General features: G+C 66.2%; 12 protein-coding genes. 10 read left to right on the top strand and 2 right to left on the bottom strand.

Features of this window, described 5'->3' with window-relative positions:
- The first annotated feature begins 110 nt into the window (after positions 1-110).
- The gene (locus tag ACVJ19_RS13795; RefSeq protein WP_453948673.1) at positions 111-1,472 is read left to right on the top strand and encodes a serine protease; all 1,362 of its coding nucleotides are present in this window, start codon (positions 111-113) and stop codon (positions 1,470-1,472) included.
- A 175-nt stretch (positions 1,473-1,647) separates the two neighbouring features.
- On the opposite strand, the gene ggt is transcribed toward ACVJ19_RS13795, so the two are convergent.
- Positions 1,648-3,327 (bottom strand): gamma-glutamyltransferase, encoded by a 1,680-nt coding sequence (gene ggt, locus ACVJ19_RS13790; protein ID WP_453948674.1) that lies wholly within the window; start codon positions 3,325-3,327, stop codon positions 1,648-1,650.
- Positions 3,328-3,569: 242 nt separating this feature from the next.
- Here ggt and ACVJ19_RS13785 point away from each other — a divergent pair, with 242 nt between their 5' ends.
- On the top strand, positions 3,570-4,313 hold the full coding sequence (locus ACVJ19_RS13785; RefSeq protein ID WP_453948675.1) for a nucleotide-binding protein: 744 nt from the start codon (positions 3,570-3,572) through the stop codon (positions 4,311-4,313).
- Between the two features lie 336 nt (positions 4,314-4,649).
- Here the strand turns inward: ACVJ19_RS13785 and mutM are convergent, their stop codons facing one another.
- A complete protein-coding gene (mutM, locus tag ACVJ19_RS13780) occupies positions 4,650-5,531 on the bottom strand; it encodes a bifunctional DNA-formamidopyrimidine glycosylase/DNA-(apurinic or apyrimidinic site) lyase (RefSeq protein ID WP_453948676.1) in 882 nt (293 codons plus the stop codon).
- 81 nt (positions 5,532-5,612) lie between these two features.
- Between mutM and ubiE the strand changes: the two genes are divergently transcribed.
- From ubiE to ACVJ19_RS13740, 8 genes are all read left to right on the top strand, one after another.
- Complete coding sequence (ubiE, locus tag ACVJ19_RS13775; RefSeq protein WP_453948677.1) at positions 5,613-6,374, top strand: bifunctional demethylmenaquinone methyltransferase/2-methoxy-6-polyprenyl-1,4-benzoquinol methylase UbiE; 762 nt, start codon at positions 5,613-5,615, stop codon at positions 6,372-6,374.
- Positions 6,371-7,945, top strand: coding sequence for a 2-polyprenylphenol 6-hydroxylase (gene ubiB, locus ACVJ19_RS13770; RefSeq protein ID WP_453948678.1), 1,575 nt, complete (start codon positions 6,371-6,373; stop codon positions 7,943-7,945). Before ubiE ends, ubiB begins: the two co-directional genes overlap by 4 nt.
- A gap of 57 nt (positions 7,946-8,002) precedes the next feature.
- Positions 8,003-9,454, top strand: coding sequence for a bifunctional phosphopantothenoylcysteine decarboxylase/phosphopantothenate--cysteine ligase CoaBC (gene coaBC, locus ACVJ19_RS13765; RefSeq protein ID WP_453948679.1), 1,452 nt, complete (start codon positions 8,003-8,005; stop codon positions 9,452-9,454).
- Complete coding sequence (dut, locus tag ACVJ19_RS13760; RefSeq protein ID WP_453948680.1) at positions 9,451-9,909, top strand: dUTP diphosphatase; 459 nt, start codon at positions 9,451-9,453, stop codon at positions 9,907-9,909. The genes coaBC and dut overlap by 4 nt, the downstream gene beginning before the upstream one ends.
- 364 nt (positions 9,910-10,273) lie before the next feature.
- Complete coding sequence (locus tag ACVJ19_RS13755; RefSeq protein ID WP_453948681.1) at positions 10,274-12,778, top strand: ATP-binding protein; 2,505 nt, start codon at positions 10,274-10,276, stop codon at positions 12,776-12,778.
- Positions 12,775-14,307 (top strand): tRNA (adenosine(37)-N6)-threonylcarbamoyltransferase complex ATPase subunit type 1 TsaE, encoded by a 1,533-nt coding sequence (gene tsaE, locus ACVJ19_RS13750; protein ID WP_453948682.1) that lies wholly within the window; start codon positions 12,775-12,777, stop codon positions 14,305-14,307. Before ACVJ19_RS13755 ends, tsaE begins: the two co-directional genes overlap by 4 nt.
- Positions 14,308-14,394: 87 nt before the next feature.
- Positions 14,395-14,712: a PilZ domain-containing protein gene (locus ACVJ19_RS13745; RefSeq protein ID WP_453948683.1), complete on the top strand. Its 318-nt coding sequence runs from the start codon at positions 14,395-14,397 to the stop codon at positions 14,710-14,712.
- Positions 14,713-14,853: 141 nt separating this feature from the next.
- A complete protein-coding gene (locus ACVJ19_RS13740; protein WP_453948684.1) occupies positions 14,854-15,576 on the top strand; it encodes a nucleotidyltransferase family protein in 723 nt (240 codons plus the stop codon).
- Positions 15,577-15,631 lie beyond the last annotated feature (55 nt).

Below are 15,631 nucleotides of genomic sequence, written 5' to 3'. Positions count from 1 at the left end.
AGGACTTGAGTTCGCGGCCGCTCTCACCGGCCTGAACCACCGCAACAATGTTCGCGACCAACGAGATGTGCTTGAATGGCATTGCGTTCAATGGGCTGGCTGGATTTGTCATGAGATCGATGCTTGCGGCAACACTGATGTTGGCTTCCGCCACGGGCGCGAACGCCCAGATGACGGCGCCGCAGGTCCCCGGCACCAAGCCGAAACCGGTCCAGACCGTTCCAGTCCGCCCGCCAGCAGTCCAGACGGCGTCGGAAACGGCCGATGCCATGGCGCAGGCCGAGCGCCTGTCGCTGCAGTCCGACCTCGCCTGGGTCGGCCAATATAACGGCGCCATCACCGGCGACGTCAGCGAGCGCATGGTCAACGCCATCAAGGAATACCAGAAAGCCAAGGGCGGCAAGCCGACCGGCGTGCTCAATCCGCAGGAGCGCGCCGCGCTCGCCGAGACGGCGCGGCGGAAGCAGGACAGCGTCGGCTGGAAGATCGTGATGGAGCCGACCAGCGGTGCGCGGCTCGGCATTCCCTCAAAGCTGGTGCCGCAACAGGCGAGCGACGCCAACGGCTCGAAATGGACCTCGCCGACCGGAACCGTGCAGGTGCTGCTCAGCCGCCGCAAGGAGGCGAATCCGACCACGGCAAAGCTCGCGGAGGCCGAAAAGAAGGAGCCCGCGGGGCGCAAGGTCGACTACACCGTGGTGAAGCCCGACTTCTTCGTGCTGTCGGGCTTGCAGGGTCTGAAGAAATTCTACGTGCGCGGCACCTTCAGGGGCGACGAGGTCCGCATCATGACGATCCTCTACGACCAGGCGATGGAGAATACGGTCGAGCCGGTCGTGATCGCGATGTCGAGCGCATTCAACGCGTTTCCGTCGACCCCGATGGCCGGACCGCCGCCGCGCAAGAATGTCGAATACGGCACCGGCATCGTCGTCAGCGACGACGGCGCGATTCTGGCCGACCGCCTCGTCACTGACAGTTGCCTTGCGATCACCATCGCAGGCTTCGGCAGCGCCGACCGTCTCGCCGAAGACAAGGAGCACGATCTGGCGCTGCTGCATATCTACGGCGCGCGCGGCCTCAAGCCGCTCAGCCTCGCTGGCGGAACGGCGAAGACCAATGTCGATGTCATCGGCATCGCCGATCCGCAGAGCCAGGGCGGCGCGGCCGGCGTGTCGAGCGCCAAGGGCACACTCGCGCCGGTCACATCGAGCGATTCCGCGCTCTCACCGCCACCGGCGGTCGGCTTTTCCGGTGGTCCGGCGATCGATGGCGACGGCAAGTTCGCCGGCGTCGCGCTGCTGAAGCCGGCAATGGTCGCGGGCCCCGCGACAGCGGTGCCGGCGTCGCAGGCGGTGATGATCTCGGCGGAAACGGCGCGCAATTTCCTGAAGGCGAATGGCGTTGCCGCGAACGGCACATCGGCGGATGCGAAAGCCGCCGTCGTACGCGTGATCTGCGTGCGGAAATAGGGCGGGCGCGGACGGTGCGCTCCCTCTCCCGCTTGCGGGAGAGGGTTGGGGAGAGGGTGCCTCGACAAACGAGACTCCCCCAGAGGACAGAGCCGTCACCCGGCGCTACGCGCCGACCTCTCCCACAAGCGGGAGAGGTGGAGCCCGCGGTTAGCTAAGCGAACTCCATCAGGACCTAGCTCAGCCTGAACCTCACCCCGGCCTTCGCCAGCCCTCCCGAAATCCCCACCGGCGTGCCGTCCGCGCGCCAGCAGGCGGCGCCGGTCATGGTGCCGTCGTCGTGGAATGCGATCGCATTCATGCCGCCGGCGACCGTTGCGACGGGCTGCACCTTGTGGCCGAGCGCCGCGAGCTTCACCCGCACGCCCTCCGGCACCTTCTGCTCGACCTCGAGCGCATTGCCCTCGGTCCAGACCCTGGGCGCCTCGACCGCTTCCTGCAGGCTCATGCCGTGGTCGATCAGATTGACCAGCGCCTGCAGCGCGCTCGGGAAGATGCGCTTTCCGCCGGGCAGCCCGAGCGCGTAGCGCAGCTTGCCGTCACGCAGCGCCATCATCGGCGACATTGAGGTCGTCACACGCTTGCCCGGCGCCAGCGACAGCGCGTGCCCGGGACGCGGATCGAACAGGTTCATGTAGTTGTTGGCGATGGCGCCGAGGCCCGGGATCATGATCTTGGCGCCGAACAGATTGTTTATGGTCTGCGTGGTCGCGACCACGTTGCCGAAGCTATCCGCCGCCGTCATGTGCGTGGTGTGCGCGCCTTCGAGCTGGGACACGCCGGCACCCCAGGCCTGCGCCCGGGCCGGATCGATCGCACGGCGGCGTTCCTCGGCATAGGCTTTCGACGTCAGCTTCTCCACGGGCACTCCGACATAATCAGGGTCGCCGCTGGCCGCAGCGCGATCGGCGAAGGCGATCTTCAGGACCTCGGCGAGATAGTGGATCATCTCTGATGTGCCGAAGCCGAGAGCTTCGATGTCGTAGCCCTCCAAAATGTTCAGCATCTGCGCGATATGCACGCCGGACGCAGCCGGCGGCGGCGGCCCCAAAATGGTCCAGCCGCGATAGTCCGCACGGATCGGCTGCCGCTCGACCGTCCTGTAGTTCGTGAGATCGTTGCGGCGGATGAAGCCGCCGGCTTTCTCCATGTAGTCGGCGAGGATGTCGCCGAGCGGTCCCTCGTAGAGCGCCGTCTCGCCGTGATCGGCGATGTAGCGCAGCGTCTCGGCATATTCTGATTGCACCACGCGCTCGCCGACCTTCAGCGGCTCGTCATTCGGCAAGAAGATCGCCGCGATCGGCTTGTCCTTCCGCATCTCGGCGGCGCACTCGCTGACGCATTCGTGCAAGTAGGGCGTCGCCGCATAGCCGCGCGCCGCGTGCTTGATCGCGGGCTGCATGACGTCGGCCAGCGACATGCTGCCGAACCGGCGCAGCGTCTCGCACCAGGCCTTCAGCGAGCCCGGCGTGGCAACTGCTTTCGGGCCGTTGAGGTTCTCATTGCCGACGGTGTCGAACACGTCATGCGCCGAGCCGGGCTTCGAGGTGTAGGTGGTGTCGCGCACCGCCGATGGGACCGTGCTCTGGCCATCGATGAAGCGGTGGCTGCCGTCAGCCAGACGTATATGCGCCATGCCGCCGCCGATGATGCCGACCATCATCGGCTCGACCACGGTCAGCGTGAACAGGGTTGCGATCGCGGCATCGATGGCGTTGCCGCCGGCGGCCAGCATCTCGGCGCCGGCACTGGAGGCCAGCGGATGATTGCTGACCACCATGCCGCGGCTCGAGACCGCCGGCATTTTCTGGCAGTCAAAGGTCGTTGCCGTCCGGTCGCGCCAGTTGCCGCTCATCTCGCCTGCCCTTTCTATTCAAGGTGGCGAGCACATCACACGCGCAATTACGGGTCCAGTATTGGTACGGATTAGCTGGCATTCCCGATTCTGCCATCATCGTTACCGTTGATTCGGACATCCGCGGTCCTCTTTGGATCGGGCAGGGCACGTCCTGAGCGAGAAGAGCTCAGCATCGAGAAGCGATGCACGTTCGCGTGGCGTTATCCCGAGACCCAGCACTCCAAAGGATTGATCTTCAAATGCATACGATCGTACTGGCCACCCAAAAGGGCGGCAGTGGCAAGAGCACGCTCGCCATCGGCCTCGCGCTGGCGGCCAAGCAGGCCGGCTTCACCGTCCGACTGATCGAGACCGACCCGCAGGGCACCCTCTCCAACTGGCAGCGCCGCCGCACCACCGACGATCTCGTGGTCGAGCCGATCTATCACGCCGCCGATATCGCGCCGCGCCTGAAGATGCTGGCCGACAGCGGCCTCCAGCTCGCGATCGTCGACACCGCGGCCGGCCTTTCCGCCGCCACCACCGCCGCGATCCGCCATTCCGATCTCTGCCTGATCCCGGCCCGTCCGAGCGTCGCCGACATCGAGGCGACCGTCTCGACGCTGAGCGTCGCGCGCGCCTGGAAGCGTCCGTACAGCTTCGTGCTGAACCAGACACCGATCCGCGGCCAGCGCATCGACAATGCCGCGGGCGCGCTCGCCGAGGAAGCGGCGCTCGATCTTGCTGACGTGCTCGCGCGTCCGCTGATCGTGATGCGAAACGACCACCAGGATTCACTCGCCAACGGCCTCGCGGTGAGCGAATTCGCGCCGAACAGCAAATCGGCGGACGAGATCCGCGGCCTCTGGCGCTGGATCGAGACCCGGCTCGAGCTCGAAGCCACGACCAATCTGCTGATCGACCAGGACATCTCGGCTGCGGACGGCATGCTGCATGGCGCCACCGAGCTTGCTGTAGACGAGACCACGACCCTGGCGTCCTGAGCGGGGCGATAGTTCGGACGACCGCCGGCCCTTCTCCATCCGTAAGGGCCCCAACGACGAAGCAATCCGGCCCCCAGCCCGGCCGGATTGCTTCGCTTCGCGTTTTCACTTGAGGAAAAGACGGTGCGGCTTGCTCACCTCTCCCGCTTGCGGGAGAGGTCGGCGCGCACCGGGAGATGCGAAGCATCGTCCCGAGCACGCCGGGAGAGGGCTCTCTCCCCACGGGGAGCCTCTCTGCGGATGCACCCTCACCCCAGCCCTCTCCCGCAAGCGGGAGAGGGAGCGCACTGTCGCTTGGTTTCTCTATCTCCGACTAGCAGCGGCCTTGACCTTTGCTCACTTCTGACATTTCGGGCACCAGAAGGTGGAGCGGCCGTTCTGGGTGAAGCGCTTGACCGTGCCGCCGCAGCGCGGCGTCGTGCATTTCTGGCCTTCGCGGTCATAGACCTTGAACGAGTGCTGGAAATAGCCGAGTTCGCCGGTGGTCTGGCGATGATCGCGCAGTGACGAGCCGCCGGCCTTGATCGCATCGTTCAGCACGGTGTGGATCGCACCGACCAACCGCTTCGCATGATCCGTCGGCTCGCCCTTCTTCGTCGACAGTGTCGCGGCAATGCGCCGCGGCGACAGATGCGAGCGGTGCAGCGCTTCGCAGACATAGATGTTGCCGAGACCAGCCACCACGCGCTGGTCGAGCAGCGCCGCCTTCAGATTCGTCTTCTTGCCCTCGCATGACCGTGCCAGCATCGCGGCGTCGAACTCGTTGCCGAGCGGCTCGGGGCCGAGCCCGCGCAATAGCGGCTCGTCTTCGATCGCGTTACGCGCGATCACTTTCATGTAACCGAAACGGCGCGGATCGTTGAACACGATGTCCGCGCCGGAGGACATCCGAAACAGCACGTGGTCGTGCGCTGAATCCTTGCCCTTCGGATAGTGAAACTCGCCGGGAGCCGCATCGTTGCCCGGCTTGATGACGCGGAACGAGCCCGACATGCCCAGATGCATCAGCAGCACGTCGCCGGAGGCGAGATCGGCCATGAGATATTTTGCACGGCGGCCAAGCCCCGTGACGACCTGCCCCTGGAGCCGGGCCACGAAATCGGGCTGGAAGGGGAAGCGCAGATCCGGCCGGCGGGCCTCCGCATTGAGGATTTTCGCACCCTCCATGACGGGCTGAAGGCCGCGGCGGACGGTCTCGACTTCGGGCAATTCAGGCATGGTCAGGCATTCACCTTATGAGGGCGGTGTGATAGCGCCATTGCGGCGGGCAGGCTATGGTCCGCCTCGTGGAGTAGAGTAATGGATCGGCCGGGCGAAACCACGCATTTTGGCTTCAAGGACGTCCCCCTGGGGGACAAGCAGACGCTGGTGAACGATGTGTTTCACAGCGTGGCGTCGCGCTATGATTTGATGAACGATTTGATGTCCGGTGGCCTGCACCGGGTCTGGAAGGACATCATGATCAACGCGCTGGACCCGCCGCGGAGCGACCGGCCGTTCGCCCTGCTCGATGTCGCCGGCGGCACCGGCGACATTTCGTTCCGTGCCGCCAAGGCGGCCGGCCCCGGCTTCCACGCCACGGTCTGCGACATCAATTCCGGCATGCTCGCCGTGGGGCGCGAGCGCGCCGCCAAGCGCCATCTCGAGACCCAAGTCGACTTCGTCGAAGGCAATGCCGAGGCGCTCGCCTTCGCCGACCGCAGCTTCGACGCATATACGATCGCCTTCGGCATTCGCAACGTGCCGCGGATCGACCTTGCGCTGCGCGAGGCCTATCGCGTGCTGAGGCCCGGCAGCCGCTTCCTGTGCCTGGAGTTCTCCACCGTCGAGATGCCCGGCCTCGACAAGCTCTATGATCTGTTCTCGTTCAAGGTGATCCCGCCGCTCGGCCGCATGGTCACGGGCGACGCCGAATCCTACCAATATCTCGTCGAATCGATCCGCAAGTTTCCGAAGCCTGCCGCCTTCGCCGACATGATCCGCGAGGCCGGCTTTTCCCGCGTGAGCTGGCAGACACTCTCCGGCGGCATCGTCGCACTGCATTCGGGCTGGCGTTTGTGATCTCTGCTTTCACCCACATTACGCGCCTGATCCGCGCCGCGCTCGTGTTCGCGCGCGAAGGCGTGTTCGGTTCCGTCGATCCGAGCCTGGTGCCGCCGCCAGGCCAGCTCGCCCTGAAGCTTGCGCGCCTCGTCGAGCGGCGTGGCCCAAAGCACGGACCGCGGCTGACGCGCGCGCTGACCCGCATGGGCCCGGCCTATCTCAAGCTCGGGCAGTTTCTGGCCACGCGTCCCGACGTCGTCGGCGTCGTCATCGCGCGTGATCTGGAAAGCCTCCAGGATCGCTTGCCGCCGTTTTCGCAAGCCGAAGCGGAAGCCGCGATCGCGAGCTCGCTGGAGCGGCCGCTGAAGGACGTATTCGCGAGCCTCGGCCCGCCGGTCGCGGCAGCCTCGATCGCGCAGGTGCATCGCGGCGAAGTCTTGCGCGACGGCATCCGCAAGCCGGTCGCCGTAAAAGTGCTGCGGCCCAACGTGGCCTTGCGATTCCGCCGCGACCTCTCCGATTTCTTCTACGTCGCGCACAAGGCCGAGACTTATTCGGCCGAGGCGCGGCGGCTGCGCCTGATCGAGGTCATCAACACCATGTCGCGCTCGGTCGCGATGGAGATGGACCTGCGGCTTGAAGCGGCTGCAATGTCGGAGATGGCGGAGAACACAGGCGACGATCCTGATTTTCGCGTGCCGACCGTCGACTGGGACCGCACCACGCACAACGTGCTGACGATGGAGTGGATCGACGGCATCGCACTGAACGATCACAAGCGCCTGGCAGAGGCGCAGGTCGACCTGCCTGATCTCGGCCGCAAGGTGATCCAGAGTTTCCTGCGCCACGCGCTGCGCGACGGCTTCTTCCACGCCGACATGCATCCGGGCAATCTGTTCCTCGATGACGCCGGACGCCTCGTCGCGGTCGATTTCGGCATCATGGGCCGGTTGGGGATGAAGGAACGGCGTTTCCTCGCCGAAATCCTGCTCGGCTTCATCACCCGCGACTATCGCCGCGTCGCAGAGGTGCATTTCGAGGCGGGCTACGTGCCTGCGCATCATTCGGTCGAGAATTTTGCGCAAGCGATCCGCGCCATCGGCGAGCCGATTCACAACCGCACCGCCGAAGAGATCTCGATGGCGCGGCTGCTGACGCTGCTGCTCGAGGTCACCGGCCTGTTCGACATGACGACGCGGCCCGAGCTGATCCTGCTGCAGAAGACCATGGTCGTGGTCGAAGGCGTGGCGCGCGGCTTCAATCCCAAGCTCGACATCTGGAAGGTCGCCGACCCCGTGGTGCGCGAATGGATCGAACGCAATCTCGGGCCGATCGGCCAGGTGCAGGGCGCGCTGTCCGGCACCGGCGAGCTCGCGCGCGTGCTGATGCGCCTGCCCGACATCGCGCAGCGCTCCGTCGTGGTGCTCGAGCAATTGGAGACCATGACGCGGGAGGGCCTGCGGCTATCGCCGGAGAGCATCGCGGCGATGGGCCGCAGCGAGGGCCGCAAGAACCGCTGGCGCACCGTGGCGCTCTGGATCATCGCCGCGACCTTCATCGGAATCCTGATCGCCGTCCGGAATTTGTGATTGCACTGCAATCATGCGGATGATAGCATCGCTATCATTCCGTGCTGGAGGGGCGTCATGGCAAGCCTGACCATCCGCAAGCTCGACGACGCCGTCAAAACCTATTTGCGGCTGCGCTCGGCCAAGAACCACCGGTCGGTCGAGGAAGAGGTCCGGGTCATCCTGCGGGAGCTGATCGAGGGCCGCGAGGAGCCGCTGACGCCGTTTGCGGTACCGCCGGCATCGTCCACCGCTCCTACGCCTCAGCGCACCGGCGCCGTCCCCGAGGCCAGCGTCACCCTGATCATCGGCGGCGGGATCGCGGCCTATAAGTCGCTCGACCTGATCCGAAGGCTGAAGGAACGGCGCATCGAGGTCCGCTGCGTGCTGACCAAGGCGGCGCAGCAATTCGTCACGCCGCTCGCGGTCAGCGCGCTCTCGCATGAGCGCGTCTACACCGACCTGTTCGACCCCCAGAGCGAGTTCGACGCCGGCCATATCCGTCTCGCGCGCGACTGCGACCTGATCGTGGTGGCGCCCGCAACGGCCGATCTGTTGGCGAAGATGGCGAACGGCCACGCCGACGATCTCGCCAGCGCCATCCTGCTCGCCACCAACCGAAAAATCCTGCTGGCGCCGGCGATGAATCCACTGATGTGGAACAACGTGGCGACCCGGCGCAACGTCGGGCAACTCCAGCGCGACGGCGTGGTGCTGATCGGTCCTAATTCCGGCGAGATGGCCGAGGCCGGCGAAGCCGGAACCGGCCGCATGTCCGAGGCGATCGAGATCGCCACTGCCGCCGAGCGCCTGCTGCGGCAGCCTGTGCCAAAGCCGCTCGCCGGCAAGCGCGTGCTGATCACCGCAGGTCCGACCCACGAGCCGATCGATCCGGTGCGCTACATCGCCAACCGCTCCTCCGGCAAGCAGGGCTTTGCCATTGCCGCCGCCGCACAGGCCGCAGGTGCCGAGGTGATTCTGGTGAGCGGCCCGGTCGATCTCGGCGATCCCGCCGGCGTCACCGTGAAGCACGTGGAATCGGCACGGCAGATGCTGGAGCAGGTCCAGGCGGCGCTGCCCGCCGACATCGCGATCTTCGCCGCCGCCGTCGCCGACTGGCGCGTCGCCAACGAGGGCGAGCAGAAGCTGAAGAAGACCTCGGCCGGCATGCCGCCGCTTCAGCTGGTCGAGAACCCCGACATCCTCGCCACAATCTCGAAGCTCGCCGACAAGCGCCCGCCGCTGGTGATCGGCTTCGCCGCCGAGACCGAGCACCTCATCGACAACGCCAAATCAAAACTCGCGCGCAAGGGCTGTGACTGGATTGTCGCCAACGACGTCTCGCCCGCCACCGGCGTGATGGGCGGCGATCGCAACACGGTGCATCTCATCAGCCGCAAGAATGGTGCTGAGAACGGCGAGATCGCAGTTGATTCCTGGCCCGTGATGACCAAGGAACAGGTCGCCATCGAGCTCGTCGCGCATGTCGCAAAAAGCGTGACCGGCAAATCCCTGGAGTCCGCATCTTGAGCACGAAGGTCACCGTCGAACTGCAACGCCTCGCCCATGCCGAGGGCCTGCCGCTGCCGGCCTATCAGACGGCGGAGGCTGCCGGCCTCGACCTGATGGCCGCGGTGCCGGACGCCGAGCCGATGACGCTCGCGCCCGGTCAATACGCGCTGGTGCCGACCGGCCTTGCGATCGCCCTGCCGCCCGGGCACGAGGCGCAGGTGCGGCCGCGTTCGGGACTTGCCGCCAAGCACGGCGTCACCGTGCTGAACTCGCCCGGAACCATCGACGCCGACTACCGCGGCGAGATCAAGGTGATCCTGATCAACCACGGCGCAGTGCCGTTCGTGATCAAGCGCGGCGAACGCATCGCGCAGATGGTGATCGCACCGGTGCTGCAGGCCGCACTGATTCCGGTGGCGACCTTGTCCGCGACCGATCGCGGCGCCGGCGGCTTCGGTTCCACCGGCCGCTAGTTTCTTACCTCTCCCGCTTGCGGGAGAGGTCGCGCCGAAGGCGCGGGTGAGGGTTCTATCCTCTTGGGGTTCTCGCTTGCGGAACCACCCTCTCCCCAACCCTCCCCCGCGAGCGGGGGAGGGGGCGCAGCTACTTCGCGGTGGCGCTCTCGCCCGATCTCATCGTCAACTAACGTACGGCAGCTCCAGCCGAATCACCCGCAGAATTACGTGAGCCTGGAACCGCGCGGCGGCACTTTTTTTGGGGCCGCGTTTGCGTTCACGATCTGGACTCTTACCGGTGGAGTCGCGGTGGGGGTATTGTCTTTTGATTCGCGTGCGGCGGGGGTCGCCGCGCGTAAATCCGTGCGGTCTTGGGGCAACTATGTCAGGCGTGATCGTGTCGATGCGTCGGACGCTGTTGTCGTGCACATCGTTGGCGCGCAACAGCTTGTTGGGAGGCGCTTTCGCAGCGCTGCTGCCGGCTGCGCCGGCCGAGGCCGCCGACCTCGTCGACACGCTCTCCATATTGCTGGACTTCAACCGGCAGGAACTCGCGGTGCTCGCCACCGCGCTGGCCCTGCTCGGCTTCTCGGTCGTGGCCGCGATCCTCTTGATGCGCACGCGCGTGCGCACGGCGAAGAACGAGGCGCGGCTGCACGCGCGGATCGGGGAGCTGCAGCTCCAGGCCGACCGCTTCGGCGCGCTGCTGTTCGCCGAGCCGCAGATCCTGATCTCCTGGCCGGCCGGCGACAACCGCGCGCAGATCTCCGGCGACATCTCGATGGTGCTGCCGCGCGATTCCTCGCCGCAGCGCGTGCTGGCGTTCGGAACCTGGCTGCCGCCGGAACCCGCGCTGCAAATGGATCATGCCGTCGACGGGCTGCGCGACCGCGGCGACGGGTTCCAGCTGACGCTGACCACCGCACATGGCCATACGCTGGAAGCCATCGGCCGCGCCATCGGCGGCCAGGCCATCGTCCGGATTCGCGAACTCTCCGGACTCCGGCGCGATCTGGCCGAGACCCATCTGCGCTACAAGGCGCTCTCGGACGAAACCGAGATGCTGCGCGGCTTCGCCGCCGCCGCGCCGTGGCCGATCTGGGCCAAGGCCGAGAACGGCGCGCTCACCTACGCCAATCCGGCCTATGTCCGCGCCACCGAGGCGACCAGCATCACCGACGCCCATGAGCGCAAGCTCGAGCTGCTCGACAGCGCCGATCGCACCGCGATGGAGCGGGGGCTGAAGGACGCGGCCAATTTCACCTCGCGGCTGCCGATCGTGATCGGCGGCGAGCGGCGCATGTACGACGTCCGTGCCGTCAATGTCGGCAGCGGCAGCGTCGGCGTCGCCATCGATGCCAGCGAGGCGGATGCGTTGAGCTCGGCGCTGGTGCGGATGGCGGAGGCGCATCGCCGCACGCTCGACCAGCTCTCCTCCGGCGTTGCCGTGTTCGACGGCCAGCGCCGTCTCGCCTTCTACAACGATTCCTACCGCCGGCTGTGGGACCTCGACCGCACCTTCCTCGACGCCGATCCCGATGATTCCAGCGTGCTCGACCAGCTCCGCGCCGCGCGCAAGCTGCCGGAGCAGCCGGACTTCCGCGCCTGGAAGGCCAAGCTGCACGAGGCCTATCGCGCAGTCGAGACCGCCAAGGACACCTGGTACCTGCCCGACGGCCGCGCGCTCTCCGTCGTCACCACGCCGAACCCGGAAGGCGGCGTCACCTATCTGTTCGACGACGTCACCGAGAGCCTCGAGCTGGCCCGCCGCTTCGACGGCATGATCCGGGTCCAGCGCGAGACGCTGGACAGCCTCGCCGAGGGCGTCGCGGTATTCGGCAGCAACGGCAAGGCGCAGCTGTTCAACCCGGCCTTCGTGCGGATGTGGAAGCTGTCGAGCGATGCTATGCGCGACGAGCCGCACATCCAGACCGTCGAAGGCTGGTGCCATCAGCTGTTCGACGACCCGCAGGTCTGGCGGCAGATCCGCGAGGCCATCACCTCGATCGAGAACCGCGCCGACGTGCCGCTGAAGCTGGAGCGCAAGGACGGCAGCGTGCTCGACGGCATGATCCGCCCGCTGCATGACGGCGCGACCATGCTGACGTTCCAGGACATCACCGACACCGAGAATGTCGAGCGCGCACTGCGCGAGCGCAACGAGGCGCTGGAAGCCGCCGACCAGATGAAGGTGGATTTCGTCCACCACGTCTCCTACGAGCTGCGCTCGCCGCTGACCACCATCATCGGCTTCGCGCATTTCCTCAGCGACCCCTCGACCGGGCCGCTGACGCCGAAGCAGGCCGAATATCTCGACTACGTCACCAAATCGACCAACGCGCTCTTGGCGCTGACCAACAACATTCTCGATCTCGCCACCATCGACGCCGGCGCGATGAAGCTGGAACTCGGCCCCGTCGACGTCAGCAAGACCATCGAGCTCGCGGCCGAGGGCATCCAGGACCGCCTCGCCACCGATCGCATCCGCCTCAAGGTCGAGATCGCGCCCGATGTCGGCAGCTTCATCGGCGACGAGAAGCGCGTGGTGCAGGTGCTCTATAACCTCCTCGCCAACGCCGTCGGGTTTTCTCCACAGGATTCCACCGTCGGGATCAGCGCGCGGCGAACCGAACGCAGTGTGGTCTTCACTGTGACAGATTCCGGGCCTGGAATACCTGCCGACATGAAGGACAAGGTGTTCAACTGGTTCGAAAGCCGCTCGCAGGGCTCGCGTCACCGCGGCGCCGGGCTCGGCCTGTCGCTGGTGCGCTCCTTCGTCGAGCTGCATGGCGGCAAGGTGCGGGTGGATTCGATCGTCGGCCGGGGCACGGTCGTGATCTGCGACTTCCCGACCGACCAGGCGGCGCATCGCGACGCCGCCGAATGACTGAACCAACCACATTCTCCGTCGCGCTTCATAACGAGACGGCCACCGCACAACTGATGGCCGATCTCGCCCTGCTGGTCGGACCGGGCGATGTCATCACCCTCACTGGCGATCTCGGCGCCGGCAAGACCGCCGCCGCCCGCGCGCTGATCCGCTACCTCGCCAGCGACGACGAGCTGGAAGTGCCGAGCCCGACCTTCACCCTGGTGCAGGGCTACGAGCTGCCGCCTTTCGCGGTGATGCATGCCGACCTCTACCGCGTCGAGGACGAGGGCGAGCTCGAGGAGATCGGGCTGTCGCCGCTCCCCGAGGCGACGCTGGTTCTGATCGAATGGCCGGAGCGCGCACCGTCGGCCATGCCCGCGGATCGCATCGACATCGCACTCACTCACCGGCCGGCGCTGGGCTCGAATGCGCGCGCGGCCGACATCACCGGCTATGGCAAGGGCGCCGCGCAGGTCGCGCGGCTGCAGGCGCTGCGGGAATTCCTCGATGCATCCGGCTACATGGATGCAACGCGCAAGCGCATGGCCGGCGATGCCTCGACGCGCTCCTATGCGCGGCTGCTGCGTGACGATGAGATCGTCATCCTCATGAACTTCCCGCAGCGCCCGGACGGCGCTGCCCTCTACAATGGGAAGTCCTACAGCGCCGCGGTGCATCTCGCCGAGAACGTGAGGCCGTTCGTCGCCATCGACGAGGGCCTCCGGGGGCAAGGAATCTCCGCGCCCGCGATCCATCATTTCGATCTCGACCACGGCTTTCTGATCAGCGAAGATTTCGGCAGTGAAGGCGTCATCGAGGGCGATCCGCCGCGCCCGATCGCCGAGCGCTACGAGGCCGCGATCGACGTGCTGGCGATGCTGCACGGCAAGGCGCTGCCGGAGACGCTGCCGCTCGACGGGCAGACCTACGACATCCCGGTCTTCGACACCGAGGCACTCCTGGTCGAAATCGGATTGATGCCGGAATGGTATCTGCCCGATCGCAACGCGCCGCTGAGCGATGAGAAGCGCGCGGAATTTTTTGCAATGTGGCGCGAGCTGCTGAGGAAGCCCCTTGCGGCGCCGAAGACGTGGATCATCCGCGACTACCACTCGCCCAATCTGATCTGGCTCGCTGACCGCTCGGGTATCGAGCGCGTCGGCGTCATCGATTTCCAGGACACCGTGCTCGGGCCGCAGTCCTACGACGTGGTGTCGCTGCTTCAGGACGCCCGCATCGACGTCCCTGAAAACATCGAGCTGACGCTGCTGTCGCGCTACATCAAGGCGCGGCGCGCGGATGATGCGAGCTTCGATGCCGCAGGCTTCGCCGAGCTCTACGCGATCATGTCGGCGCAGCGGAACACGCGTCTGCTCGGCACCTTCGCCCGGCTCAACCGCCGCGACGGCAAGCCGCATTATCTGCGCCACCAGCCGCGGATCTGGACCTATCTCCAGCGCTCGCTGGCGCATCCCGCGCTCAGTCATTTGCGCGACTGGTATCTCGCCAACGTGCCGCCGCCCCAAGGGCCGCCAAAGGCCTGATTCGGGCTCGATTTACCGGCTGTTAGCCAAGACGTCGCTATTCTGGCGGCGAGGCAGCCGGATAAATACGGGGCTGGAGCGGGGCAGATGGCGGTAAAGACGGATCAGCGCGGCAACAGCCGGGTTGTTTTCGAGCGCGGGATACCGGCCCAGATGATGGGAATCGACGGCACCTGGCGGCGCGACTGCACCATGGAGGACGTCTCCGAGAGCGGCGCCAAGCTGACCATCGACGGTTCGGTCGAAGGCCTGCATCTGAAGGAATTCTTTCTCCTGCTGTCGTCCACGGGACTTGCGTACCGGCGCTGCGAACTGGCCTGGGTCAATGGCGACCAGATCGGCGTCAATTTCCTCAAGATCGGCGACAAGAAGAAAAAGGCGCGTTCCAACGCCGTTGGAGCGTAACGGCAACACCCGTCGTACAACCGTCACGGCGGGTGGTTAAGGCGGTTGAGACGCGGTGCAGCTGATGCAGTCCCGTGCTAAGATTTGCTGCAATCGCAAAACCAGTGGGTCCGAGACAGAAGAGTTCTGAGAAGGCAAAGGATGTCCGTCACGCCGACCAAAGCCATGGTGCTCGCCGCAGGGTTCGGCCTGCGCATGCGTCCGTTGACGGACAAGATGCCGAAGCCGATGGTGCCGGTCGCAGGCCAGCCGCTGCTCGACCACGTGCTCGACAAGCTCGGCCGCGCCGGCGTGACCGAGGCGGTGGTCAACGTGCACTACCTGCCGGACCAGATCATCAACCACGTCGCATCGCGCCAGCTACCGCGCGTGACCATCTCGGACGAGCGCGACCAGGTGCTCGGCACCGGTGGCGGGGTGGTCAAGGCGCTGCCACTGCTCGGCAATGCGCCGTTCTTCCACGTCAATTCCGACACGCTGTGGATCGACGGCGTGCGCTCCAATCTGACGCGCCTTGCCGAAAACTTCGACCCTGACCGCATGGACATCCTGCTGCTGATGGCGCCGACCGCGACCAGCATCGGCTATAGCGGCCGCGGCGATTACGGCATGCTGCCCGACGGCGCCCTGCGCAAGCGCAAGGAAAAGGAAGTCGTTCCGTTCGTCTATGCCGGCGCGGCGATCCTCTCGCCGTCGATCTTCGCCGGCGCGCCGCAGGGCGAGTTCTCGCTGACGAAAGTGTTCGACCGCGCCAACGAGCAGGAGCGGCTGTTCGGCCTGCGGCTCGACGGCGTCTGGATGCATGTCGGCACGCCCGATGCCGTGCACGCCGCGGAAGAGGCGTTTCTGGAGAGCGTGGCGTAGGGCCACTCCCAAATACGGTGCCGTAGGGTGGGCAAAGGCGCCCTTGCGCCGTGCC

Source organism: Bradyrhizobium sp. USDA 376 (assembly GCF_054063675.1).
The sequence above is the reverse complement of the archived record's forward strand: the minus strand, read 5'-3'. Positions and strand labels throughout refer to the sequence as shown.